20 protein-coding genes are annotated in these 24,570 nt (G+C 69.6%); 6 read left to right on the top strand and 14 right to left on the bottom strand.

Annotated elements, in window-relative coordinates; genetic code table 11:
* Positions 1-28: 28 nt before the first annotated feature.
* On the bottom strand, positions 29-1,243 hold the full coding sequence (locus tag AC1VNM_RS23800) for an aminotransferase-like domain-containing protein (RefSeq protein WP_377158350.1): 1,215 nt from the start codon (positions 1,241-1,243) through the stop codon (positions 29-31).
* Between the two features lie 119 nt (positions 1,244-1,362).
* Here AC1VNM_RS23800 and AC1VNM_RS23795 point away from each other — a divergent pair, with 119 nt between their 5' ends.
* Positions 1,363-2,805, top strand: a complete 1,443-nt coding sequence (locus AC1VNM_RS23795) for an aminotransferase-like domain-containing protein (RefSeq protein WP_483109322.1) — start codon at positions 1,363-1,365, stop codon at positions 2,803-2,805.
* Positions 2,806-2,814: 9 nt separating this feature from the next.
* On the opposite strand, the gene AC1VNM_RS23790 is transcribed toward AC1VNM_RS23795, so the two are convergent.
* Positions 2,815-3,279, bottom strand: coding sequence for an energy transducer TonB (locus AC1VNM_RS23790; RefSeq protein WP_483108546.1), 465 nt, complete (start codon positions 3,277-3,279; stop codon positions 2,815-2,817).
* 95 nt (positions 3,280-3,374) lie between these two features.
* On the opposite strand from AC1VNM_RS23790, the gene AC1VNM_RS23785 reads away from it, so the two are divergent.
* Positions 3,375-4,160 carry a fumarylacetoacetate hydrolase family protein gene (locus AC1VNM_RS23785; RefSeq protein WP_483108545.1) on the top strand — a complete coding sequence of 262 codons (786 nt, stop codon included), beginning with the start codon at positions 3,375-3,377 and terminating at the stop codon, positions 4,158-4,160.
* A 153-nt stretch (positions 4,161-4,313) separates the two neighbouring features.
* Here the strand turns inward: AC1VNM_RS23785 and AC1VNM_RS23780 are convergent, their stop codons facing one another.
* From AC1VNM_RS23780 to AC1VNM_RS23770, 3 genes are all read right to left on the bottom strand, one after another.
* Positions 4,314-5,069 (bottom strand): hypothetical protein, encoded by a 756-nt coding sequence (locus AC1VNM_RS23780; RefSeq protein ID WP_483108544.1) that lies wholly within the window; start codon positions 5,067-5,069, stop codon positions 4,314-4,316.
* Between the two features lie 72 nt (positions 5,070-5,141).
* Complete coding sequence (locus AC1VNM_RS23775) at positions 5,142-7,019, bottom strand: ATP-binding cassette domain-containing protein (protein ID WP_431101284.1); 1,878 nt, start codon at positions 7,017-7,019, stop codon at positions 5,142-5,144.
* 33 nt (positions 7,020-7,052) lie between these two features.
* Positions 7,053-7,973, bottom strand: coding sequence for a helix-turn-helix domain-containing protein (locus AC1VNM_RS23770; RefSeq protein ID WP_483108543.1), 921 nt, complete (start codon positions 7,971-7,973; stop codon positions 7,053-7,055).
* 146 nt (positions 7,974-8,119) lie between these two features.
* On the opposite strand from AC1VNM_RS23770, the gene AC1VNM_RS23765 reads away from it, so the two are divergent.
* Complete coding sequence (locus AC1VNM_RS23765; RefSeq protein ID WP_483108542.1) at positions 8,120-9,547, top strand: cytochrome P450; 1,428 nt, start codon at positions 8,120-8,122, stop codon at positions 9,545-9,547.
* A gap of 5 nt (positions 9,548-9,552) precedes the next feature.
* Here AC1VNM_RS23765 and AC1VNM_RS23760 read toward each other — a convergent pair whose 3' ends face one another.
* Positions 9,553-10,170: a helix-turn-helix domain-containing protein gene (locus AC1VNM_RS23760; protein ID WP_377158356.1), complete on the bottom strand. Its 618-nt coding sequence runs from the start codon at positions 10,168-10,170 to the stop codon at positions 9,553-9,555.
* 110 nt (positions 10,171-10,280) lie between these two features.
* Between AC1VNM_RS23760 and AC1VNM_RS23755 the strand changes: the two genes are divergently transcribed.
* Positions 10,281-11,501 (top strand): MFS transporter, encoded by a 1,221-nt coding sequence (locus AC1VNM_RS23755; protein ID WP_483108541.1) that lies wholly within the window; start codon positions 10,281-10,283, stop codon positions 11,499-11,501.
* Here the strand turns inward: AC1VNM_RS23755 and AC1VNM_RS23750 are convergent.
* Together AC1VNM_RS23750 and AC1VNM_RS23745 are read right to left on the bottom strand one after the other, a co-directional pair.
* A complete protein-coding gene (locus tag AC1VNM_RS23750; protein ID WP_483108540.1) occupies positions 11,423-12,418 on the bottom strand; it encodes a Bug family tripartite tricarboxylate transporter substrate binding protein in 996 nt (331 codons plus the stop codon). The genes AC1VNM_RS23755 and AC1VNM_RS23750 overlap by 79 nt on opposite strands.
* A gap of 112 nt (positions 12,419-12,530) precedes the next feature.
* Entirely contained in the window at positions 12,531-13,052 is a 522-nt protein-coding gene (locus tag AC1VNM_RS23745; protein WP_483108539.1) for a MarR family winged helix-turn-helix transcriptional regulator, read from the bottom strand.
* Positions 13,053-13,124: 72 nt separating this feature from the next.
* On the opposite strand from AC1VNM_RS23745, the gene AC1VNM_RS23740 reads away from it, so the two are divergent.
* Both AC1VNM_RS23740 and AC1VNM_RS23735 read left to right on the top strand, forming a co-directional pair.
* Complete coding sequence (locus tag AC1VNM_RS23740) at positions 13,125-14,411, top strand: flavin-dependent oxidoreductase (protein ID WP_483108538.1); 1,287 nt, start codon at positions 13,125-13,127, stop codon at positions 14,409-14,411.
* Between the two features lie 147 nt (positions 14,412-14,558).
* A complete protein-coding gene (locus AC1VNM_RS23735; RefSeq protein ID WP_483108537.1) occupies positions 14,559-15,647 on the top strand; it encodes a Uma2 family endonuclease in 1,089 nt (362 codons plus the stop codon).
* Positions 15,648-15,665: 18 nt separating this feature from the next.
* Here the strand turns inward: AC1VNM_RS23735 and AC1VNM_RS23730 are convergent, their stop codons facing one another.
* The 6 genes from AC1VNM_RS23730 to AC1VNM_RS23705 form a co-directional block, all read right to left on the bottom strand.
* Positions 15,666-16,403 carry a metallophosphoesterase family protein gene (locus tag AC1VNM_RS23730; RefSeq protein WP_483108536.1) on the bottom strand — a complete coding sequence of 246 codons (738 nt, stop codon included), beginning with the start codon at positions 16,401-16,403 and terminating at the stop codon, positions 15,666-15,668.
* A gap of 43 nt (positions 16,404-16,446) precedes the next feature.
* Positions 16,447-17,307 carry an S-formylglutathione hydrolase gene (fghA, locus tag AC1VNM_RS23725; protein ID WP_483108535.1) on the bottom strand — a complete coding sequence of 287 codons (861 nt, stop codon included), beginning with the start codon at positions 17,305-17,307 and terminating at the stop codon, positions 16,447-16,449.
* A 61-nt stretch (positions 17,308-17,368) separates the two neighbouring features.
* A complete protein-coding gene (gshB, locus tag AC1VNM_RS23720) occupies positions 17,369-18,352 on the bottom strand; it encodes a glutathione synthase (protein WP_377158368.1) in 984 nt (327 codons plus the stop codon).
* A gap of 23 nt (positions 18,353-18,375) precedes the next feature.
* Positions 18,376-19,542, bottom strand: coding sequence for a benzoate/H(+) symporter BenE family transporter (locus AC1VNM_RS23715; RefSeq protein WP_483108534.1), 1,167 nt, complete (start codon positions 19,540-19,542; stop codon positions 18,376-18,378).
* 10 nt (positions 19,543-19,552) lie between these two features.
* Positions 19,553-21,436 (bottom strand): potassium transporter Kup, encoded by a 1,884-nt coding sequence (locus AC1VNM_RS23710; RefSeq protein ID WP_483108533.1) that lies wholly within the window; start codon positions 21,434-21,436, stop codon positions 19,553-19,555.
* A 116-nt stretch (positions 21,437-21,552) separates the two neighbouring features.
* Positions 21,553-24,564 carry a TonB-dependent receptor domain-containing protein gene (locus tag AC1VNM_RS23705; RefSeq protein ID WP_483108532.1) on the bottom strand — a complete coding sequence of 1,004 codons (3,012 nt, stop codon included), beginning with the start codon at positions 24,562-24,564 and terminating at the stop codon, positions 21,553-21,555.
* Positions 24,565-24,570: the final 6 nt, after the last annotated feature.

Genomic DNA, 24,570 nt, shown 5'->3' with positions numbered 1-24,570 from the left:
CCGGGCGGGGTCGGTGACGGCTCGTCGATCAGGGCGCCGTTTCGGCGGTCGTCAGCGCGAGCGCCTCGTGCAGCACGCGACCGAGCTTGTCGACGCCTTCGGCGATCAGGTCCGGCGTCAGCGTCACGAACGACAGGCGCAGCGTGCGCGTGTCAGGCTGGTGCGCGTAGAACGCGGCGCCCGGCACGTAGGCGATGCCGGCGTCGACCGCGCGCGGCAGCAGCGCCATCGCATCCAGGCCCTCGGGCAGGCGGATCCAGAAGAACATGCCGCCTTCCGGGGTCTGCCATTCGCAGCCGGGCGGCAGCGATTCCGCCAGCGCCTTGGCCATCGCATCGCGGTTGGCCTTGTAGCGGGCGCGGATCTTGGGCACGTGCTCGTCCAGGAAGCCGCCCTTGATGACCTCGTGCACGACGCGCTGGTTGAAGCCCGGCGTGTGCAGGTCGGCGGCCTGCTTGGCCTGCAGCAGCTTCGGGTACAGCTCGGTCGGGGCGACGATGTAGCCCAGGCGGAAGCCCGGCGTCAGCACCTTGGAGAACGAGCCCAGGTAGATGCTGCCCTCGGGCCACAGCGAGCTCAGCGAGGCCGGCGGCGCCTGGTCGAACCACAGGTCGCCGTAGGGGTTGTCCTCGACGATGGGCACGCCGGCCTTGCGGGCGGCGGCAACCACGGCCTGGCGGCGCTCGGCGCTCATCACGCGGCCGGTCGGGTTCTGGTAGTTCGGCAGCAGATACGCGAAGCGCGTGCCCGGCGCGTCGTGCGGCAGGGCCTCGATGGCCGAGGGCAGCGGGCCTTCGTCATCGCTGGCAAGGCTGGCGAAGATCGGCTCGTACGGCGTGAAGGCCTGCAGCGCGCCGAGGTAGGTGGGCGTCTCGACCGCGACCGGCGCGCCCGCGTCGCACAGCAGCTTGCCGACCAGGTCCAGGCCCTGCTGCGAGCCGCTGGTGATCAGCACCTGGTCCGGCGAGGCCTGGATCCCCAGCGTCGCGACCTTGGCCGCCACCCATTCGCGCAGCGGCGCGAAGCCCTCGCTGGCGGCGTACTGCAGCGCCTCCTTGGCGTTGTGCGTCAGCACGCGGTCGCAGGCGGTCTTGATGGCCTCCACCGGGAACGTGTCCGCGCTGGGCAGGCCGCCGGCCATGGACAGGATGCCCGGCTTCTCGGTGACCTTCAGGATCTCTCGGATGATGGACGGGTTCATGCGCGCCGCGCGGCGGGCCTGCGTCCAGGGACTGCGGTTCATGGGGGTTGTCTCCGGTTGAGCGGACCAGTCTAAGGGGTCGACCAGCACAGGACCAATACACTGCGCCATACCACCGCATGATCTGTATCGGCATGGACACCAGCACAGCCAACGCCGGCATGAGCGCGCCCAACAGCGCGAATGTCGCTCCGGTCGCCCTCTCCCGCAACGCCAGCCAGCCGCTCGCGCAGCAGCTGGCGCAGCGCTTCGCGGCGCGGATCCAGCAGCGCCTGCTGCTGCCGGGGGCGCGGCTGCCGTCGGTGCGGGATTGCGCGCGGCACCACGGGGTCAGTCCGTACACGGTCGTGGCGGCCTACGACCAGCTGCTCGCGCAGGGCCTGCTGGAGGCGCGCAAGAAGCGTGGGTTTTTCGTTCGCGAAACCCGGACGCCGCCGCCCCGGGCGACGGTCGCCCACGACGTCGCCCCCGCGCCACTGCCGCCCCCGGTGGACGCCAGCGCACTGATCCGCGGCATGTTCCAGGCGGATGCGCGGCGCTCGCCGGGCCTGGGCACCTTGCCGGCGGAATGGCTGGACCTGGGGCTGCTGCAATCGACGCTGCGCCGGCTCGCGGCAAACGCGGACGACGCGCTGCTGTCCGGCTACGGCGAGCCGCTCGGCGACGAGCGTCTGCGGCGCGCGCTGTCGAGGCGGCTGCTGGACATCGCCGTCCAGGCCGCACCGGACCAGATCATGAGCACCGTCGGCGCGACGCACGGACTGGACCTGATCACACGCGCCTTCCTGGAGCCGGGCGACGCCGTGCTGGTGGACGACCCGGGCTGGGCGATCGAATACGCGCGTCTGTCCCAGGCCGGCATGCGGCTGCTGCCGGTGCCGCGCGGCGCGCACGGGCCGGACATGACGGTGATGCGGCGGCTGATCGAGGAACACCGGCCGCGCATGTACGTGACGGTGTCGGTGCTGCACAACCCGACCGGCGCGACGCTGGACCTGGCGCATGCGCACCAGGTGCTGCAGCTGGCGCACGCGCACGACCTGCTGATCGTCGAGGACGACACCTACGCGCTGTTCGCGCCCAACCACGCGCCGCGGCTGGCCGCGCTCGACCAGTTGCGGCGCACGATCTACGTCTCGGGCTTCTCGAAGATGCTGTCGCCGGCGTGGCGCGTCGGTTTCGTGGCGGCGAGCCCGGAACGCATGGCGCGGCTGACCGACCTGAAGCTGCTGGCCTCGCTGACGACCAGCCCGCTGATGGACCGCGCGGTCGCGTTGTGCCTGGAGCAGGGCCTGCTGCGCAAGCACGCGGAACGGATCGCGGCGCGACTGGTGTCCGCGCGCCAACGCTGCGTGCGCCTGGCCGAGGACGCCGGCTGCCGCTTCGCCGCGACGCCGGCCGGTCTGTTCGGCTGGGTCGACGTGGGCGCCGACACCGAGCGCCTGGCGCCCGCGCTGATGGACCAGGGCTGGCTGATCGCTCCCGGCATCCTGTTCAGCCCGACGCGCACGCCGGGCACGCTGATGCGCATCAACTTCGCGACCTCTCAGGATCCGAAGTTCTGGCAGGCGCTGGAGCGGGCGCGGGAGGCGCTCAGGCGCTGAGTCGCGGAATCACTGGCGATCGCCCTCGTCGCGCACCGGCGCCCAGGGACCGATCAGCCGGTAGCCCTGCCGCCGCGTGCAGATCACGGCGACCGGCTCGCCGCGCAGCGTGGCGGGTCGGACGCGCCAGTCCTTCATCGCCACGTGAACGTGGGTGATGAAGGTTCGGTTCGGCCCCTCGGCCAGGGTCAACGGCTCCACGCGGCCCTGCGCGTCGACCTTGAACATCACGACGACATTCGCGTCGTTGCCGTTCATCAGGTGGGTCGCCGGGTACATCGTGTCGCTGCCGAACTCGAGGTAGGGCGCGACATCGTGCGGCCCCTTGCAGCCACCGATCGCGCCGGGCTTCAGCACGTTGTCGGCGTCGTAGGGACGGCCGAACGGGTTGAGCGGCTGCGGGGCGCAGGCACCGAGCAGCGCGGCCCATGCGAGCAGCGCGGCGCCACCCGCGTGCAAGGAGCGGATCATCATCGGGGAACCTCCCTGGGCGCGTCCCGCATCGCGCGGACGGCGTGTGTACGTTGTTGTCGCGCCCATCCTAGCGACGGCGCCTAAGATCCGCGCTCATGACGATCCCTAGCTCCTCCTCCCCCGCCGACCTCGGTGCCGCGCTCGCCGAGGCCTGGACCGCCGACACCCTGCTCGACGACACCGCGTGGTCGCTGCCCGACGAGGCTGCGGCCTACGCAGCGCAGGCCGAGCTCGCCAGGCGGCTCGACTGGCTGTCGCCGGGCCGGGTGCAGTTCTGGAAATGCGGCGGCTCGTCGCGCGAAGGCGCGCTGGGCAGTTCGCCGCTGCCACCGTTGCGCGCGCGCGAAGTACGCGGCCTGCGCAACGGCGGTGACTTCGGCGACCTGACGCTGGTCGGCGCCGAAGCGGAGATCGCGCTGCGCCTCGGTCAAGACGTGACCCCGGAGATGGCCGCGGCGCTGGTGCCCGGTCAGGCCGAGCACCTGATCGACGCGATGTGCGTCGCGGTGGAATGGCTGGGCTCGCGCTGGCAGCGCGGCCTGGCGGCGGACAACACCTTGCGCCTGGCCGACGCGCAGACGCACGGCGCGCTGGCGCTGGGTCCGTGGCAGGCGTGGAAGCCGGGCCACGACTGGGCGAACCAGCCCTGCGAACTGATCGTCGAAGGCCAGCCCCCGATGGGCGGCGTCGGCGGTCACGGCCTCAACGACCCGGCCTGGGTCGTCGCCGGTTGGCTTCAGACCGCGACGCGCGGCGGGCTGACGGTACCGGCGGGCAGCGTCGTCACGACGGGTTCGTGGCGCGTTGCGACGAAGCTCGCGAAAGGCGCGACGGTCACCGCGCGCTATGAGGGCCTGGGCGAACTCGTCGTCCGCTGCTGAGCGTCCGCGCCGCCGGCGTGGCGGCATGAGTGAGGCGCATCCGCCTCGCGACCTCCCAGGATCCGAAGTTCTGGCAGGCGATGCGCCCCAGAGCCGCACGCCAGCGCTGCATCGGCACGAGCAGTTGCTCGTGCATCCCGGCACTGCGGTGGCTCACTTCGGTGGTTCGGGAGGCAAGCCCATCGGGCGCCTGCCAAAACTCCAGGCCGACATGATCGGGCAGCTTCCATCATCCTCACCCTGGAGCGAGTCCGAGCGCGAGACCTTCACGTTCGTCCCACCCACCACCTCCCGGATCGAAGCGTTGCGCCCCAACAGGATCCGCGTCCCCGGGATGGAACATTCGACACGCCCGACCGACGCTCCCGGCAACAGACAGAGATTGGGTGGGAAGTCCGGATAACTGGCCGCAGGGCTCAGTTCCATCGCATCGACATGACATCCGGACCCGACAAGGGTCGACGCGGCGGCGACGCGGACTCGTCCTTCGATGTGCACATTCTTCTCCGGGCAGAACTGCGTCGTATGAATGTCGCCCTTCACCGAGGCGTCGCGGGCCGAGAAGCCAAGTGTCCCGCCGCAGACGATGTCGCCGACCACGGTGACCGAATCGAGAAGAACCCCGCCGCGTTCAGATGCCAGTACCGGCCCTGGATGCCCCGTCACCTTCAGCGTCGATCGCTCCAGCTTGACGCCGAAGTCGTCCGCAACGATCGGTGCCGACACGTATGCGTCCTTGACGAACAGCGCGCCGCCTTGGTGCTCCACGCGTTGGTTGCAGCGGCCACCGGCGATCTGCCGGCCGCCGTGCACGTCCCTGCTGTCACTGGCGAGCGGCCCGTCCTCGGCCGCGCAGGGCTGCGGGTGAATTGCTTGCGCGGCGTCCGCCGCAGCCACGGTCTTGAACATCGCGATCCCCTTGGCAAAGGGGGGATCAGTGCGACATCGCCCCAAGCGGTTCAGACGTTCGGCGAGCGTCCTTCACTTGGCATCAAGCTCTTCCCAACGCGTCATCAGCGTCAACAGTTCGTCGTCGATCTCCGCGGCGCGGTTGGTCACCTCGGTGATCCGGCCGGCGCCCTGCTGGTACAGCTCGGTGCTGTTGAGCAGCGCCTGCAGGTGCTTCTGCTCGGTCTCGAGCGCACCGATCTGCTTGGGGATCTCGTCCAGCTCGCGCTGTTCCTTGTAGCTGAGCTTGCGCTTCGTGGCGACGACCGGAGCCGGTGCGGGCGCCGGTGCAGGGGCCGGGGTCGGCGCGGCGGCCGGCGCCTGGCGCGCCTTGATCTCGGCGGCGCGCTGCGACTGCTGCAGCCAGTCCTCGATGTCGCCTTCGTACTCGCGCCACTTGCCGCCGCCTTCGCTGACGATGGTCGAGGTCACGACGTTGTCCAGGAAGCGACGGTCATGGCTGACCAGGAACACGGTGCCGTCGTACTCGGCCAGCAGTTCCTCGAGCAGCTCCAGCGTCTCGATGTCCAGGTCGTTGGTCGGTTCGTCCAGCACCAGCACGTTGGCCGGCCGGGCGAACAGACGCGCCAGCAGCAGCCGGTTGCGTTCGCCGCCGGACAGGCTGGACACCGGCGATTCCGCCCGTGCCGGCGAGAACAGGAAGTCGCTCAGGTAGCTCTTGACGTGCTTGCGCTGGTTGCCGATCTCGATCCACTCGCTGCCCGGGCTGATCGTGTCGGCCAGCGTCGCGTTGAGGTTGAGCGCGTCGCGCATCTGGTCGAAGTAGGCGACCGACATCTTCGTGCCCAGGCGCACCGCGCCGCTGTCGGGCGGCAGCTCGCCGAGGATCATCTTCAGCAGCGTCGTCTTGCCGGCGCCGTTCGGGCCGATCAGGCCGACCTTGTCGCCGCGCAGGATCGTGCCGGTGAAGCCGTCGACGATCACGCGATCGCCGAAGCGCTTGGAAACGTTCTCCAGCTCCGCCACGATCTTGCCGCTCGAGTCGCCGGTGGCGACATCCAGCCGCACCTTGCCCTGCACGTCGCGGCGGGCCTGGCGTTCATTGCGCATCTCGTGCAGTCGCTGGACGCGGGCCACGCTGCGCGTGCGGCGCGCCTCGACGCCCTTGCGGATCCAGACCTCTTCCTGCGCCAGCATCTTGTCGAAGCGGGCGTTGGCGAGCGCCTCGTTTTCCAGCTCGTAGGCCTTGGCCGCCTGGAACGCGGCGAAGTTGCCGGGATAACCGCGCAGCTGGCCGCGGTCGAGCTCGACGATGCGGTTGGCGACGTTGTCCAGGAAGGCGCGATCGTGGGTGATCAGCAGCAGCGAGCCCTTGAAGCCGTTCAGCAGCTCTTCGAGCCAGCGGATCGCGTCGAGGTCCAGGTGGTTGGTCGGTTCGTCGAGCAGCAGCACGTCGGGCTGCGCGACCAGCGCGCGGGCCAGCGCGACGCGCTTCTTCAGCCCGCCGGAGAGTTCGCCGATCTTGCGTCCGCCGTCCAGGTCCAGGCGGTGCAGCGTCTCGTCGACGCGCTGCTCCCAGTTCCAGGCGCCGATCTGCTCGATGCGCTCCTGCACCCAGCCGAGGTCGTCGTTCTCGTCATGCGCCTCGTAGCGTTCGCGCAGCGCCTTCGCTTCGGCGACGCCTTCGCTGACGACGTCGAAGATCGTGGCCTCGGGGCGCAGCTCGGGCTCCTGCGGCACGTAGACGCTGGTCAGGCCCTTTTCGAGCTGCAGCAGCCCGTCGTCGAGCTTTTCGATGCCCGCGAGGACCTTCAGCATCGAGGACTTGCCGGTCCCGTTGCGACCGATCAGGCCGACGCGGTCGCCGGTTTCGAGGGAGAAATTCGCGCCGTCGAGCAGCGGCACGTGGCCGAAAGCGAGGTGGGCGTTGGAGAGGGAAAGGACAGCCATGGGCGCGATTGTCCTCGATGGCGAGGGGCGGGCTCAGACCCAGACGCGATAGGCCCAGAACGCTTCGTCCTGCGCGACGCGGCGGCGCAGCTCCTCGGGGCTGAAGCCGCTGAGCCGGCGGGTCTCGCGGCACAGGTGCGCCTGGTCGGCATAGCCGTGGTCCTGCGCCAGCGCGCTCCAGATCACGGCGCCCTCGTCCTCGTCGAGCTTGCGCACCTGCTGGAAGGCGGCCTCGGCGCGGCTGACGACACGCAGCGCGCGCAGGCTCTGGCCGCTCCATTGCTTGATGCGACGTTCCGCCTGCCGGACGCTGCGACCATGACCCGCCGCGATCGCGCGCAGCGCCAGGTGTTGCATCCAGCCGGCGTAACCGCGCGGGGGTGGATCCTCCGACAGCACCTCGTCGCGCACGGCGCGCCAGCGCGGCAGGAGGAAGTCCTCCAGCGTGCGGCGGGCCTCCTGCTCGTCGCGGCAGCTCAGCATCGCGGCGTCGAGCGCGCGCCACGCCGGATCGTCGATGAACGACAACGGCAGCATGCGGTCCTTGAGCAGCGCGAGATCGATGCCCGTCATGGCCCGCAGCGCCTCCGGCCGGATCGCGACCATGAACGCCCGGCAGTCGGGCGTCGCCTGGAAGCGCTTGGGGCCGCCACGCGGACCGCCGATGACGCTGGCGGGAAGCCATGGCTCTGCGTCACTATCGCCATCGCCATCGCCATCGCCGGCATCCTGCATCCCGACGTCCAGTTCGCGTACGCGCCCGCTCAAGGTCCAGCTGAGGCCGCACAGCGGCGTCGCGGGAAACCAGCTTTGGCATTGCGCATCGGTCAAGGTTTCGCCGTTCGCGGCCGCGGTCGACAGGTCCCGCCACAGACAGGCGTAGAGGCAGCCCTCCAGCGCGCGAGGCGGAATGTGCAGGCGGGCGACGGTGCCGGGATGCAGGGGAGCGTCCATGCGTCGCAGTCTAGGCGCCCTTCTTACTCCCTCTCCCGCTTGCGGGAGAGGGTGGGGGTGAGGGCCAGCGGCGGGGGAAGTACGAGCCCGGACGATGTCGCTTCGATTCAAGACGCCCACGAGCGGCGCACGAATCATGCGACCTCATGAGCCACGTCCTTGCGATCCCCGACACCGTGCCAGGTCCGCGTCCGCGCTGGGCCGGCCTGCCCGAAGTCCTGTCCATGCGCCGCGACTACCTGGGCCACATGCGGCGGCTGCACGAGCGCTACGGCGACGTCGTCCACCAGCGGCTGCTCGGCCTGGACGACTTCAACTTCTTCCATCCCGACCAGGTCCGCGAACTGCTGATCGCCGGCCACGACGGGATGATCCGCTGGGAACGCGCGACGCAGGTCTTCGCCGACGCGCACGGCCAGAGCGTGCTCGTCGCCGAAGGACCGGCTTGGCAGCGGCAGCGCAAGCTGCTGCAGCCGGGCTTTGCGCCGCAGCGTGTGCAGGGCTTTCTGCCCTTGATGGTGGACGCCGCCCATCGCGCGCTGGACCGCCTTCCCGGCGAGGCGGCGAGCGGCTCGGGAACGGCGCGCCGCATCGGTGGCGTCGATCGCGCCGGTGTCGTCGACATCGACTTCGAGCAGCTCATGACACTGCTGACGATGGACGTGATCCTGCGCACGCTGTTCTCGACCGGCGACGGCGAAGCGGTCGTCGCCGAGGCGTCCTGGGCGGTGCACGAGCTCGGCAAGGTCGCGATGGGCGAGATGTACGTGCCGGCCAGCGCGCCGCTGTGGGCGCCGTGGAAGCGCGGCAAGCGCCGCGCGTTGCGCGCGCTGGACACGCTGATCGGCGGCCATCTCGCCGCACGCCGCGATTGCGCCTCACGCGGCGAGCCGTCGCCCGACGACCTGCTCGCGATGCTGATGTCGCTGCGCGACGCCGATGGCGCGGCGCTGGACGACACGGCGCTGCGCGACGAATGCATGACGACCTTCCTGGCCGGCCACGAGACCAGCGCCGCCGCGCTGACTTGGTGGGGCTGGTGCATGGCCGCGCATCCGGAGGCACAGCAGCGCGCGGCCGACGAGGTCGACGCCGTGCTCGACGGCCGGCCGCCGACGGCGGCGGACCTGACGCAGCTGCCATGGCTGAGCCTGTGCATCAAGGAGACGCTGCGCCTCTACCCGCCGGCGCCGGCGCTGTTCACGCGCCAGCTGACCGGCGAGCTGGAGATCGCCGGCCTGCGGCTCCCGCGCGGCGCGATGCTGCGGCTGACGCCGGGCGTGATCCAGCGCGACGCCCGCTGGTTCGACGAACCGGATGCCTTCCGCCCGGAGCGCTTCGATCCCGCGTCCGGGCATCGCGAGATCCCGCGCGGCGCCTGGATGCCGTTCGGCGCGGGACCGCGGGTGTGCCTCGGCAGTCACTTCGCGCTGATGGAGATCACGCTGATCGCGGCGATGGTGCTGCAACGCCACCGGCTCGCGCCGGTGCCCGATGGACCGCCGCCGTCGCCGGTGCTCAACATCACGCTGCGTCCGGCGACGTCATTGCGGCTGCGGCTGCGGCCGCGCTGAATCTTTTATTCGTGGACGGCGGGCGAGGCGGTCCGTAGCCTCGCGGCATGACCGCCTTCCGAGATCGTCTCGGTCAGCCGCACGAAGCTCCCGTCCGACAGCTGGAAGCGCACCCAGCGCATCCGGCTCGGGACGATCGGCATGTCCTGCTCCACCGAGGCGCCGGTGTCGAACTCGACCGCGCCGGGCGCCGGCTCGTACCAGCCGAGCGCGTCGAGCCGCGCTTCCTGCGCGACGATCTCCGGCGTCGCGTAGCACCACAGCGCGCGTCCGATCAATTCGGAGCGTGGCAGACGGCAATGGCGCTCGCGTCCGCGCGACATCGCCAGCAGGCGATGGCTGAGATCGCAGATCAGGTGCACCGCGCCGGGTGCGCGCTCGACCAGGCGACCCAGCTCGAAGTCGGCGGCGCTGTCCAGTCGCGCGGCCATCAGCCGGCGCAGGGTCTGCTGCTCGTCGAGCGAGGGCGCGGCCAGTCCCGATTCCCAACGCGACACCGTCGTCTGCGACACGCCCAGTTCGGCCGCCACGCTCCCCTGCTTCAGACGGCGCAACGTGCGCCACAGGCGCAGGCTGCGGCCGAGCTGGCGGGCATCGCAGGAGAGCAGCGGCGAGTCGTTCATGGAGGGGCGGCGGGCAGGAGTCAGGACGAGGGATCGAAGTCGAAGTCGAAGTCGAAGTCGAAGTCGAAGTCGAAGTCGAAGTTCAGGATGAACGGAAACGAGGGATCGAAGTGAGGATTCTGCTGTACTACCTCTGCGGCGTGTTCGCCGCGGCGCAATTGGGCAAGCTGGCGGCCCTGTCGCCGCCGATCGCCCGCGAGCTCCAGCTCGGGCTGGCGGCGATGGCCGCGTTGACCTCGCTGCTGGAGGTCTGCGGCGCCACGCTCGGCGGCGTCGCGGGCCGTTGGCTCCCGCGCATCGGGCTGAAGCGCGCGTTGGCTGCGGCGGTACTGGCGCTCGCGGTCGGCGCGGCCGCGGCGGGATTTGCCCAGGGCGTGGCCCTGCTCGCGCTGGCGCGGCTGGTCGAAAGCCTGGGCTACCTCGCGATCGTCGTCGCCGCGCCCGTGCTGATCGCCCGCGCGGCGGAGGGTCGGCGCCAGGCCGCCGCGATGGCACTGTGGAGCACCTTCCTCCCGGTGGGCATGGCGATCGGCGCGTGGGCCTATGCGCACGCGGCGGGCTGGGCCGGCTGGCGGCCCGCGCAGGCGCTCAGCGTCGCGGGCGGCGTGCTGCTGTGGCTCGGGCTGCGATCGATCCGCGTGGACGACGACCCGCACGCCATCGAATCGCGGCATCGGCCGGGCCCGACCGGCGCGCTGCTCTGGGCGCTGGTCGCCGCCTTCGGCGCATACGCGATCGCGGAGGTGGGCCTGCTCGCGCTGCTGCCCAGCCTGCTCACGCAAGGCGGCATGCCTTTGAGTACCGCCGGCACCTGGACCGCCGCGGCCGCGCTGGCCAATGTGCCCGCCAGCGCCCTCGGCGCGTGGCTGCTGCGACGACACGGCGCGCTGTCGCGCGCGATCGCCGTCGGCATGGCGGTGTCGCTGGGCGCGTCAGGGCTGCTCTATCTCGGCGTGATGCGGGACGGGGGCGATGCCTCGTGGCAAGCGATGCTTGCGATCGGCATCAACGCGGCCTCGGGCGTGTTCCCGAGCCTGGTCTTCGCGCTGCTGCCGCTGGCCGCGCGCACGCCGGAGCGCCTGTCGCTCGCCAGCGGTCGCCTCACGCAGTTCGGCGCTTCGGGCGCGCTGCTCGGCCCGCCGCTGATGGGCACGGTCGTCGAGCGCTGGGGGTGGAGCGCGGCGGGCGGCCTGTCGCTCGCGTTGTCGCTGCTGGCGATCCCGCTGGCGCTCTTCGCGTGGCGGCGGCTCGCTCAATCGTCCGACGAGAACCCCGACGCCGCCACGATCGGTCCCCATTGCGTGCGCTCGGCCGCGAGCCGGCGCGCGTAGTCCGCCGGCTGCATCGCCAGCGGTTCGCAGCCGAGCTTGGCCAGGCCCTCGACGACCTGCTTCTCGCGCAGCGCGACGCGGACCAGGTCGAAGACCTTGTCGACGATCGCGGCCGGCGTCTTCGGCGGCAGGAAGAGGCCGTAGGTCTCCACGCCGATGATGCCCTTGAAGCCCTGCTCGCCGAAGGTGGGCACCTCCGGCGCGAAGCGCGAGCGCTCATGATCGGTGACCCCGAGGATGCGCACCCGCCCGCCCGCGACGTAGGGCAGCAGGTCGCCCAGGAGGAAGCAGCCCGACGCGATCTGCCCGCCCATCAGGTCCTGCAGGCCGGGCGCGGCGCCGCGGTACGGCACGTGCGTCAGCGTGATGCCGGCGGCGCGCTTGAACTGGTCGCCGAGGAAATGCGGCATCGCGCCGGCCGCGGGCGAGGCGTAGGACGACTGCTCCGGATGCGCCTTGGCCCAGGCGGCGAAATCGCCCATCGTCTTCACCGTCGCCGGCACCATCGGCCCGACGCCGAAGCCGCAGGTCGCGTTGGCCATCGGGGAGACCGCGATCGCGTCGGTCTCCGGCTTGTAGGCCAGCTTGCGGTAGACGTGCGGATAGATCGTGAACATCGACGACGGACTGACCAGCATCGTGCCCCCGTCGGGCGGCGCGTCGCGCAGCGCGGTCACCGCGAGCCGGCCGCCGGCGCCGACGCGCTGCTCGACCAGGACGTTCTCCGCGAGGCGTCCGCGCCACGCTTCGGCGAGGCGCCGCGCGCTGACGTCCACCGAGCCGCCGGCGGGGAAGCCGACGAGGATGCGCGGCATCGCCGCGGTCTGCGCGCGCAGCGGTCCGGCGAGTCCGGCCATCGCAGCGCCGAGCAGCAGGCCGGCGTCACGCCGGGTGAGCTTCCGATCGAGGTCGTTCATCGCTTGTCTCCGTCGTTGTTGTCTGTCGTCGTTGTTGTCTGTCGTCGTTCTCTGTCTTCGGCATCCGTCGCGGCCATCTGTCCCCGCCATCTGTCGTCGTCGGCCGTCGACGCTATCGGTCGTTGTCGTCCGTCGTGGCGATCTCCGCCAGGCGCTCCAGGTCCGCCTTCAGGCGCGCGGCGCGATCGCCGAGCCGGCTCATCAGGCGCTCGTCGTGCGCGCGGACGCGGCGCTCCAGCACCGTGAGCTGACGCTTGCCGGCCGGCGTCAGGAACAGGCCCCAGCGACGCGCGTCCTCGGCGTCGTCACGCCGCTCCACCCAGCCGCGGCCGGTGAGCCAATCCGTCAGACGCAGCGCGCCGCTGCGGTGCAGGCCCATCGCCTGCGCGAGCAGTCCCTGCCGCATGCCGGGATTGCGTCCGACGAGGACCAGGGCGGCGAAACGCTGCGGGCTGACGTCGAGCTCCGCGGTCGACCGGTAGAAGTCCAGGTAGAGCGCATTCTGGGCGCGCCGCAGCGCGTAGCCGAGCAGGTCGTCGAGGACGCCGTAGTCCAGGCCGGGAACGGGCAGCAGCGGCGCCTCGGGCGGCTCGCGCAACTCGGAAAGGGTTTTCGGCGGCGTGGCTCGGCTCATTAGGATCAGCTTAGATACTGTTGCATAGCGCAACTATCTCGCTTACCCTGATCTGATCGATTGGAGATCCCCATGGCCCTCGACATCCTGATCGCCGGCGGCGGCATCGGCGGACTGACCGCGGCACTGGCGCTGCAACGCGACGGCCACCGCGTGACCGTCTGCGAGGCCACGGCGGAACTCAAGCCGCTGGGCGTGGGCATCAACCTGCTGCCGCACGCGGTGGCGGTCCTCGACGGGCTGGGGCTGATGCCGACGTTGCAGGCAATGGCGGTGCCGACTTCGGCGCTGATCTTCGCCAACCGGCATGGCCAGGCGATCTACGAGGACCGCCGCGGACTCGCCGGCGGCTACAGCCATCCGCAATTCAGCGTGCATCGCGGCGAGCTGCAGTTGATGCTGTGGCGCGAGGCGGTGGCGCGGCTCGGCGCGGAACGCGTCGTCAGTGGCTGGCGCACGACCGGCGCGCGCAACGACGGGGACGCGGTCATCGTGCAGGGCACGGACGCGAGCGGTGCACCTGTGCAACGTCGCGCGGACCTGCTGATCGCGGCGGACGGCATCCATTCCGCGATCCGTCGCCAGTTCCATCCCGACGAAGGGGCACCGCGCTGGAACGGGATGATGATGTGGCGCGGCACCTCGCTGGCGAAGCCCTTCCTCGATGGGCGGACGATGGTGCAGGCGGGACACCGGCGCGCGAAGTTCGTCGTTTATCCGATCGCACCGCCGCGGCCGGACGGGCTGCAGCTGATCAACTGGATCTGCGACCGGCGCCTGCGCGAGGACGGCCTCGGCGGCGGCCTGACCGCACCGGGTCGCGAGGACTGGAACAAGCCCGGCTCCATCGACGATCTGCTGCCGACCTTCGGCGGCTGGCGCTTCCCATGGCTCGACGTGCCGGGCGTGATCGGCAGCGCGACGCAGCTGCTGGAATGGCCGATGGTCGACCGCGATCCGTTGCCGCGCTGGCGGCACGGCCGCATCACGCTGCTCGGCGACGCGGCGCATCCGATGTACCCGATCGGCTCGAACGGCGCGACGCAGGCGATCCTCGACGCCGAAGCGATCGCGCTGGCATTGCGCGAGGAACCACGCGTGGAGACGGCGCTCGATCACTACGAGGCCGAGCGCCGGCCCATGTGCGCGCGCATCGTCGAGCTGAACCGGCAGGAGGGGCTGGACTACATCCTCGACATGGTCGAGGAACGCGCGCCGGACGGTTTCGAGCGCCTGGAGGATGTGATCGATCCGGCGGAGGTGGATGCGTTCGTCAAGCGCTACAAGGCGGCGGCGGGACATCGCCAGACGGCGATGGCGGACGAGCCGCCAGAGGCCTCTCCGGCGCCCGCGCCGTAGCATCCGGAACCGCCCTGCTCATCTCGGTCACCCAGTCTCCTTGGATCGGGGACTGCGCCTGGATTTCATGCCGATCGAGGTGAGAGACGTCAGGCGACAGGCTTCGAAGAATCACCACCTTCCCTCACGAAGTTGCAGGAGTGGTGAATGTCCTCCTTATTCAAAGAGCTGCTGATGACCGCCGACCACTTCTTGCAGTGGCAGACCGATCAAGAGGACCTCCACGAGCTCGCTGGCGGCAAGAAGTTTCCGCTGCCACCCCGCGATCCGGCCTTCTTCCGGGTGCTGGTGAACATCACGACGGCGGTGAAGCGTCATCTCGACGACGGGGACCTCGCGTCGTTCATTCGAGGGCAGGCGGTTGTGGTCGACGACTACACCGTCATCCATCCAGATGCGATGGTCGCAGCACGCTTCGCGGCCCGGCCCGCTCCAGTGCTCGTGTTCGAGTTGGTGGGTGGCGAGCCGCGCGCCGCGGACATCGTGCGCCGCTCGATCGCCGCCAGGCGATTGCCGACGGTACGGGAGCTTGTCAGTGTCGACATGGCGGCGCGTTCCATCGAGGTCCGTCGTCGGGACAGCGACGGTCACTGGAAGACGCAGACCTTGCGCGAAGGCGAGACGGCCGAACTGGTGTCGATCGATCTTCGGCTCGACGTAGCGTCGGCATTCAAGGGACTGGACGCACCGGACCCCAGGCTGTCCGCGCAGGAATTCCTCGACTGGGACACGGACGAAGACTGCAAGCACGAGTTCATCGACGGCCGGATCGTGACGATGACGGGCGCCACGTTCGGCCACGTGACGACCTGCATCAATCTCTCCACCGCGTTGAATCTCCACCTGCTCAATACGCCATGCCGTGTGGTGATGGCCGACTTTCGTTTGCAAGGTGCCGGGCAGAACTACTACTTCCCCGATGTATCCGTCACTTGCGAACCCTTGACGGCGGACCACGTGGCGATGCGGTCGCCGCTCTTGCTCATCGAGGTGCTCTCCAAGTCGACCCGAGCCAAGGATCGCGGCGTGAAGCGTCAGGAGTACCTCAGGATTCCATCATTGCGAGAGTATGTGCTGGTGGACTGCCTGAAGCGCCGCATCGACATTCATCGCCGTGGGCCGGATGGCGCGTGGAGCCTGCATCAGTTCATCGCCGATGCGCCGCTGCGCCTGGAGTCCATTGATCTGGTGATCCCTGCAGCGTTCGTGTTTGCAAACGTTCCAATGGCAGCGTGAAGAGCGGTGCTTGGCAAATCAGGCCCACCCCGTCCTCAACCACCTCGCCCAATCCTCCCGCCCATTCCTGGAAGCGATGCTCGCCATCGCTTCATGGTCGTACGGCACGCTGATGGACTCGGTCCTCCAGCCCTGCGCAGTCCGCGCCACGATCGCGTAGCGCGCATCGGGCGAACCGTTCTCGGCGACATAGCGGATCGGATGGTCGTCGTCCCACGCTTGCAGTCCGACGCTGCCGGGATTCACCAGCCACTGTCCTCGCGCGCTGCGCAGCACGCGCGGGACGTGCGTGTGGCCGCAGCAGACCAACATGGATGCCTGCTCGCCGAGCCGATCGACGATCTCCGACGCAGTCGCCATCCGCAAGCGCGGACCGTCCTGCGTGTCGAGGAAATACTCGATGTCGCTGCGCGGCGTGCCGTGGCAGAGGAACACCTCATCGGTCAGCTGCATCGTCTTCGGCAGCTGGCGGAGCCACGCCAGCTCCGGCTCGCCCAGACGCTCACGCGCGAAGCGGTCGGACGCCCCGCCCGGCTTCTCCGCCGTGATCGCGAGCAACTGCCGCTCATGGTTGCCGGCGATCGTCGGCCAGTCTTGCGCCATCAGGTACTGCGCCGTCTCCAACGGCTGCAGCGGCCCGGACAGGATGTCGCCCAGGTTCACGATCTGATCGACGCCCCGTCGCCGCGCATCGGCCACGACGGCCTCCAGCGCGAGCAGGTTTCCGTGGATGTCGGACAGCAAGGCGATGCGCATGGCGGCCTCGTGAGTAGCAGCGCGGCGGCGCCTGATCGAGCGTTCAGCCCGCCAGCTGCCGCGCGTGATGCGCCAGGTGATCGTCGATCACCGTCGCGATGAAGTAGTAGCCGTGGTCGTAGCCGTCATGGCGGCGCAGCGTCAACGGCTGGCCGATCGACGCGCACGCCGACTCCAGCGCTTCCGGATACAGCTGCTCGACGAGGAACTTGTCCGCCAGGCCCTGGTCGACCAGGATGCCGTGCGGATAAGGCGCGCGCTCCTGTGCCTGGAACAACGCGCTCGCGTCATGCGCGGGCCAGGCGTCGCGGTCCTCGCCGAGATAGCCGGTGAACGCCTTCACGCCCCAGGGGCAGCGGCTTGGCGCCGCGATCGGCGCGATCGCCGAGACGGACGCGAACGCGCCCGGATGCCGCAGCGCCAGCGTCAGCGCGCCGTGGCCGCCCATCGAGTGCCCCGCGATGCCCGTCTTCGTCGCGTCCAGTCCCAGCGCCGCCTGCACCTGCGGGATCAGCTCCCGCATCAGGTAGCTCTCCATCCGCCAGTGCGTCGCCCACGGCGCCTGCGTCGCATCGAGGTAGAACCCCGCCGCGACGCCGAAGTCCCACGACGCCGTCGCGCCCGGCAACGCGCTCACCGCCTCGCCGCGCGGACTTGTGTCCGGCATCAGCAGCGCGAGTCCCAGCTCCGCCGCCTTGCGCTGCGCGCCGGCCTTCATCGTGAAGGTCTCTTCGCTGCAGGTCAGCCCCGCCAGGAACACCAGCAGCCCCTTCACCGACCGCGCGCCACCCGGCGGCAGGAACAGCGCGAAGCGCATCGGCAGGCCGATCTCGGCCGAGTCATGGCGATGGAAACGCTGCACGCCGCCGAAGCTGGCGTGCTCGCTGATCAATTCGAAAGTCATGTCGATGTCCCGGTGCGGCTCACGATCACGTCGGTGACCGGAGCGGAGATCCTTGTTGCGATCAGCGCGCCGCGGCGACCGCCGCTTCCAGCGCGTCGATGAACACGGCGCCGACGTCGAAACCCGTCTGCTCCATGATTTCCTGGAAGCAGGTCGGGCTGGTGACGTTGAGCTCCGTCATCCTGTCGCCGATCACGTCCAGCCCCACCAGCAGCAGCCCGCGCGCCGCCAGCACCGGCGCCAGCGCCTCGGCGATGCGGCGGTCGTCGTCGGTCAGCGGCTGCGCGACGCCCTTGCCGCCCGCGGCCAGGTTGCCGCGCACCTCGGTCCCCTGCGGGATCCGCGCCAGCGAGTACGGCACCGGCTTGCCGCCGATCAGCAGGATGCGCTTGTCGCCCTTGACGATCTCCGGCACGAAACGCTGCACCATCACCGACTGCGCGCCGTTCTTGTTCAGCGTCTCGATGATGCTGCCCAGGTTCAGCGCATCCGCCTTGACGCGGAAGATGCCCATGCCGCCCATGCCGTCCAGCGGCTTCAGGATGATGTCCTGGTGCTCCGCATGGAACGCCCGGATCGCCGCCGCCGAGCGCGTCACCAGCGTCGGCGCGATGAACTGCGGGAACTCCAGGATCGCGAGCTTCTCCGGATGGTCGCGCAGCGAGGCCGCCTTGTTGAAGACCTTCGCGCCTTCGCGCTCGGCCTGCTCCAGCAGGTGCGTGGCGTAGAAGAACTCCGAATCGAACGGCGGATCCTTGCGCATCAGCACAGCGTCGACGTCGGCCAGGGCCAGGTCTTGCGTCGCGGTGACCGCGTGCCACACGGCGAGCTTCGTGCCGGCCTGGCTGGCGACGGCCTCCGGCGTCAGCGTCAGCCGCTGTGCCGCATGCGCGGTCACGCGCCCGCCGCTGACCCACAGCAGGTCCGGCACCTCGCAGACCCAGAGCTCATGGCCGCGCCGGGCCGCCTCGCGCATCATCGCGAAGGTGGAGTCCTTGTAGGTGTTGAAGGTCGACAGCGGATCGGCGACGAACAGCAGTTTCATGGGCAAGGCTTTCAGCAAGGAACTCAACGAGCCTTGAAGTGTTGCACCAAAAGAGAAACCGCACCGGCGACCACGCCCCAGAACGCCGACCCGATGCCCAGCAGGCTCAGTCCCGACAGCGTCACCAGGAAGGTCAGGATGGCGGCGTCGCGGTGGTGCTCGTCCTTCAGCGCGGCGGACAGTCCGCCGGCGATCGTGCCCAGCAGCGCCAGGCCGGCCACGGCGGCGATCAGCTCCCGCGGGAAGGCGGTCAGCAGACCCACGACCGCGCCGCCCGCCAGGCCGATCACGAGGTAGAACACCCCCGCCATCGCCGAGGCCATGTAGCGCCGGGCGGGATCCTCGTGCGCTTCGCGCCCCATGCAGATCGCCGCGGTGATCGCCGCCAGGTTGAACGCGTAGCCGCCGAAGGGCGCGAAGACGATGGACGCGAACCCGGTCGCCGCGATGCTCGCCGACACCGGCGTCTGGTAGCCCGAGGCCCGCTGCGCCGCGACGCCGGGCAGGTTCTGCGAGGCCATCGTCACCAGGAACAGCGGCAGCGCCACGCCGACCAGCGCGGTCACGGAAAACGACGGCGTGACCCACACCGGCATCGCCCAGCTCCAGTCGACGGCCTCGAGATGCAGCCGCCCCTGCGAGGCCGCGACAGCCACGCCCGCCAGCAGCACCAGCGGCGTCGCATAGCGGGGAAGGAAACGCCGCGCCAGCACATAGGTGAGCGCCATCGTCAGGACCATCGCCGGCGCGGTCTTCGTGGCCAGCACGGCGTCCAGGCCGAAGCGCGCCAGCACGCCGGCCAGCAGCGCGGAGGCGATGGCGATCGGGATGCGGTCCATGATCCGTTCGAACCAGCGCGTCGCGCCGGCGATCAGGATCAGCACGCCGCAGACGATGAAGGCGCCGACGGCCTCGGACATCGAGATGCCGGAGACACCCGCGATCAGTGCCGCGCCCGGCGTGGACCACGCGGTCAGCACCGGCTGGCGGGTCCACAGCGACAGGCCGAGGCTGGTCAGTCCCATGCCCAGCCCGAGCGCCCAGATCCAGGAGCTGGTCTGCGCGGACGTTGCGCCGAGCGCCTGCGCGGCGTGGAACACGATGGCCACCGAGCTGGTGAAGCCCACCAGCACGGCGACGAAGCCCGCGACCACGGCGGACAGGGACAGGTCTTTCAGCCAGCGATTCATGGCGCGGGGGTCAGATCTCGACCTTCGACCCCAGCTCCACGATCCGGTTGGCCGGCAGGTGGAGGAAGTCCGCCGCCGCCGCCGCGTTGCGGTGCATGCTCGCGAAGAGCTTCTCCCGCCACAACGCCATGCCCGAGCCGATCGTCGGAATCACGATGTCCCGCGACAGGAAGTAGCTGGTCTCCATCTCGTCCAGATGCACGCCGCGCTGCTCCAGGAGCTTGAGCGCGTCCGGCACGTCGGGCTCGTTCTTGAAGCCGAAGTGCAGCGTCACCTGCCAGCAGTCGTTGTCCAAGCTCTCGACCTCGACCCGCTTCTCGAAGCCGATCCACGGCACCTCGTGATGCTTGACGCTGACGAACAGGTTCTGCTCGTGCAGCACCTTGTTGTGCTTGAGGTTGTGCAGCAGCGCGTTGGGCGTCGTGCCCTGCTCCGCCGACAGGAACACCGCGGTGCCCTGCACCCGCGTCGGCGGGTTGATGAACACCGCCTCGAGGAAGCTCTTCAGGTCGATCGCGTCCTCGCGCAGCTTGTCCGACAGCAGCCGGCGGCCCTGCTTCCAGGTCAGCATCAGCGTGAACATGCCGAAGCCGATCAGCAGCGGGAACCAGCCGCCGTGCAGCACCTTCAGCAGGTTGGACGCCAGGAAGGTGGCGTCGATGACGAAGAATGCGCCCGTCGCCAGCACGCACAGCCACAGCGGGTACTTCCAGCCGAAGCGGATCACGAAGAAGGTCATGACCGTGGTGATGGTCATGTCGATGGTCACCGCCACGCCGTAGGCGCCAGCCAGCTTGCTCGACGACTCGAAGAACGCCACCGCCACGACGACGAAGGCGAACAGCCCCCAGTTGACGAACGGGACGTAGATCTGGCCGATGTCGCGCACCGACGTGTGCACGATGCGCATGCGCGGCAGCAGCCCCAGCTGCACCGCCTGCTTGGTCACCGAGAACGCCGCCGTGATCAGCGCCTGCGACGCCACGATCGCCGCCAGCGTCGCCAGCACGAACAGCGGGATCTCCGCCCAGCTCGGCGCGAGCAGGAAGAACGGGTTCTTGATCGCCTCCGGCCGGTCCAGCAGCAGCGCGCCCTGGCCGAAGTAGTTCAGCGTCAGCGCCGGCATCACGAAGCTGTACCAGGCGATGCGGATCGGCTGCTTGCCGAAGTGGCCCAGGTCGGCGTAGAGCGCCTCGCCGCCGGTCACCACCAGCACCACCGCGCCCAGCGCGACGAAGGCGATCCAGCCGTAGTGCGTGCAGAAGTCGATCGCCCACATCGGGTTGATGGCCTGCAGCACATGCGGATTGCCGATGATCTTGGGCACGCCCAGCAGCGCCAGCGACGTGAACCACACCAGCATCACCGGCCCGAAGGCCTTGCCCACCCCGCCGGTGCCGAAACGCTGGACCGCGAACAGCCCCGCCAGCACCACCAGCGAGATCGGCACCACCGCGTCGTGGTACTGCGGCGCGTAGACCTCGATGCCCTCAACGGCCGAGAGCACCGTCATCGCCGGCGTGATCACCGCGTCGCCGAAGAAGATCGCCGTGCCGAACAGCCCCACCAGCATCAACCCGCGCCGCAGCGTGGGCTTCTCGCGCACGGCCGTCGTGGCCAGCGCGAGCATGGCGATCAGGCCGCCCTCGCCGTTGTTGTCGGCGCGCAGGATCAGCAGCACGTACTTGAACGAGACCACGATGGTCATCGTCCAGAACAGCAGCGACAGCACCCCGAGGATGTTGTCGTGCGTCATGGGGACATGCGCGCCGTGGAAGACTTCCTTGAGCGCGTAGAGGGGACTGGTGCCGATGTCGCCGTAGACGACACCGAGGGCGCCGATGGTCAGGCCGGCCAGGGCGGCCGGCGAACGGGGCGCGTGATGTGAACTCACAAGGATCGCGGCGGCCGCCCGGGCCGCCGGAAGTCGAAAACGCGTATTGTCTGCCTTCCGTTGTGCGGTGCGTCAATGGCCCCCGCCACCGTCACGGGGGCGGGGGTTGACGGCGATCACTGGAACACGTAGCTCGCCCCGACGTTGAAGCGCCGGCCCAGCACGTTGGACGCGCCGCTGTCGTAGTAGCTGAACACGGTCGGGATGCCGTTGGCGCGGTCGTAGTCGTTGGTGACGTTGATGACGCTGGCCGACAGCGTCAGGCCCTTGATGCCGCTGTACGAGGCGCCCAGGTCGATCGTGCGGTCGCGGCCCACGCGGCAGCGGTTGAGGTTGCTCAGGAAGGCCCGCTGCGCCGCGGTCAGCGACGAGCACACCGTGCTCGACAGCGGATCCGCGTGGTTGAAGCGGATCCAGCCCCGCGCCCGGTCGGTGTCCCACTTGAACGTCGCGCTGGCGCGGGTCTTGGAGATGTCCGACGTCGTGGTGCCGACCTGGTGCTGCACCTCGCCGCCCTTGAGGATCAGCTGGTCGTAGCGCGCCGTGTAGGTGCCGTTGACGTTCATGCTGAACTTGCCCCACGCCATCGCCGGCAGGCGGATGTTGAGGTCGTAGTCGATGCCCGAGGTCTTGGTCCACTCGTTGTTGCCGTACTGGCGCACCAGCATGATGATCGGGCCGCTGTTGGCCACGCCCGGCAGCCAGGTCTCGGGATTGGGATCACGCACGACCTGCACGTTCCCCGAGTTCGGGTTGGCGTTGTAGTCGTCCATGATGTCCACGCCGCGCTGCGAGCGGATCTCGTTCTTGCGGTGGAAGTACCAGCCGTCGATCGCCAGGTCCGCGTACTTGCTCGGCGTGAAGATCATGCCGGCGGTGAACGAATTGGACTTCTCCGGCTCCAGGTTCGGGTTGGCGCTGATCACCGTCGGGATGCTGCCCGGGTTGGTCGTGCCCGACGGCACCGCGCTGAAGCCCAGCACGTTGCAGTCGCGGTTCACCGACACCGGCGCCTTGCTGACCGGGGCGTTGGGGTTGCTGGTGTCGCAGCGCAGGCTGTCGAAGACGCGGCGCTCCTGGAAGCTGTGGAAGGACAGCGCGAACGAGTTGCCGATCTGCGAGATCGCCGGCGCGCGGAAGCCCGTCGCCGCCGTGCCGCGGAACACCATCAGCGACGGCAGCGCCGTCCACTTGAAGCCGGCCTTGCCGGTGGTGCTGTTGCCGAAGTCGTCGTAGTGCTCGTAGCGCGCCGCGGCCTGCAGCTCCAGCTGCTTCACGACGGGCAGGCTCAGCTCGGTGAAGGCGGCATACGACTTGCGGCTGCCCGAGGCGCCGTTGGCCACCAGGCCGATGTAGTCGCCGGTGCCGTAGACGTCGTCGGGGATGGCGTCGAGCTTCTCCTTGCGCAGCTCGGTACCGACGGCGATCGCGGCCGGGCCGCCCGGCAGCTGGAACAGCTCGCGGCTGCCGCGCAGGTCCCACGACACCAGCTGCGACTTGCCCTCGTTGTAGGCCGTCGACGACACGCTGTTGATCGCCTCCTGCGAATTGGTCTTGCCGAAGCGGTAGGTGCCGTTGGCGATCGCCGCGTTCAGCAGCGAGCTGCGCACGCGGCCTTCCTGGAAGCGCTCGTTGTTGTTCTGGCTGACCAGGATCGCGGTGTCGAAGTCCCAGCCGAAGGCGGTGCCTTCGAGGCCCGCCGTCAGGCGCGTGGAGCGCAGGATGTTGATGTCGCCCCGGGGCAGGTCCTCGAAGCGGTAGATCAGCTGCACCTGCTGCTGGTTCGCCGTGCCGTTGGTCGGGTTGTCCGGGTGGCCGACGGGCAGGATGATCGCGTTCTGACGCAGGAAGCTGCCGTCCAGCTTGGGCCAGGTCGTCGCGACCGGGTTGCCCGAGGTCACCAGCGACGTCGTCATCGCGTACGGCACGCGCTGCTCGGTCGTCTTGGTCTTCGAGTACATCAGGTCGGCATACGCGGTCAGGTCGTTGTTGATCGCGAAGGTGCCGCGCACCATGCCGCTCTGGCGGTCCTGCTTGGCGACGATCTCGTCCGCGTCGTCGAGGCTGAAGCGGCACAGTCCCGTCGGCAGCGAGCCGGTCGTGGGCAGGAAGCCCGCGGGCCGGTTCGGCACGCCCTGGCCGACGGTCCGGTCCGCCGGGCAGCCGGACAGGGTGCCCAGGTAGTTGGCGCCCGACAGGCTGTTGTTGGCGACGCTGATGCCGCCGATCGTGGTGGAGCCCGTCAGGCTGGTCGGCACGCGGTAGTAGTTGCCGTAGAACGATGCCGACGAGTCCGGCGTGAAGCGCGCCAGCGAGCCGTTGGACGTCAGGTACTGGTTCTGCAGCGCAAGGTTGCCGCGGTCCTTCAGCTCGTTGGCCATGACGCTGTCGCGCTTGGAGACCTCCAGGCCGCCGAAGACGTTGAAGCGCTGCGTGGCCAGGTTGCCGAAGCCGAAGGTGATCGCGCCGTTCTTCGTCGCGCCGACGCCCTGGTCGTTGGCGCCGTAGGAGGCGCTGCCCTCGATGCCCTGGTAGTCCTTGCGCAGGATGTAGTTGATGACGCCGGCCATCGCGTCCGAGCCGTACATCGCCGAGGCGCCGTCCTTCAGGATGTCGATGCGTTCGATCGCCTCCTTGGGGATGGTGTTGACGTTGATCATCGTGCCGCGGCCGAAGTTCACGTCCACCGCCGCGACCGGCGCGGTGCGGCGGCCGTTGATCAGGATCAGCGTGCCTTGCGAGCCGAAGCCGCGCAGCGAGATCGTCGACAGGCCGCCGACGAAGCCCGACGCGGCGCCGTCGCCGATCGAGCCCAGGTCGACGGCGGAGTTCGCACGCAGCAGCTCCTCGACGTTGGCATATCCGGAGTTGCGGATGTCTTCGCGCGTGATACTTTGGACGACCGACGGCGTCTCCTTGTCGGTGCGCTTGATCAGCGTGCCGGTGATCTCGACGCGCTCCAGCTTCTTCGAGTCATCCGCCGAAGGGGACGTGGCCGCGGCCGATGCGACGGCGGCGGGGGCCTGCTGGGCGTGGGCCTGGCTGGCGAGCGCGAGGGCGATGGCAGCCGCAAGCTGCAAGGGCTGCACCGGAAGCAGGCGCTGCGGACGGGAAATTCGACGGACCATGAAAGA

The organism is Mitsuaria sp. MSU3D (assembly GCF_056867975.1).
This window is presented reverse-complemented; position numbering and strand designations above follow the sequence as displayed.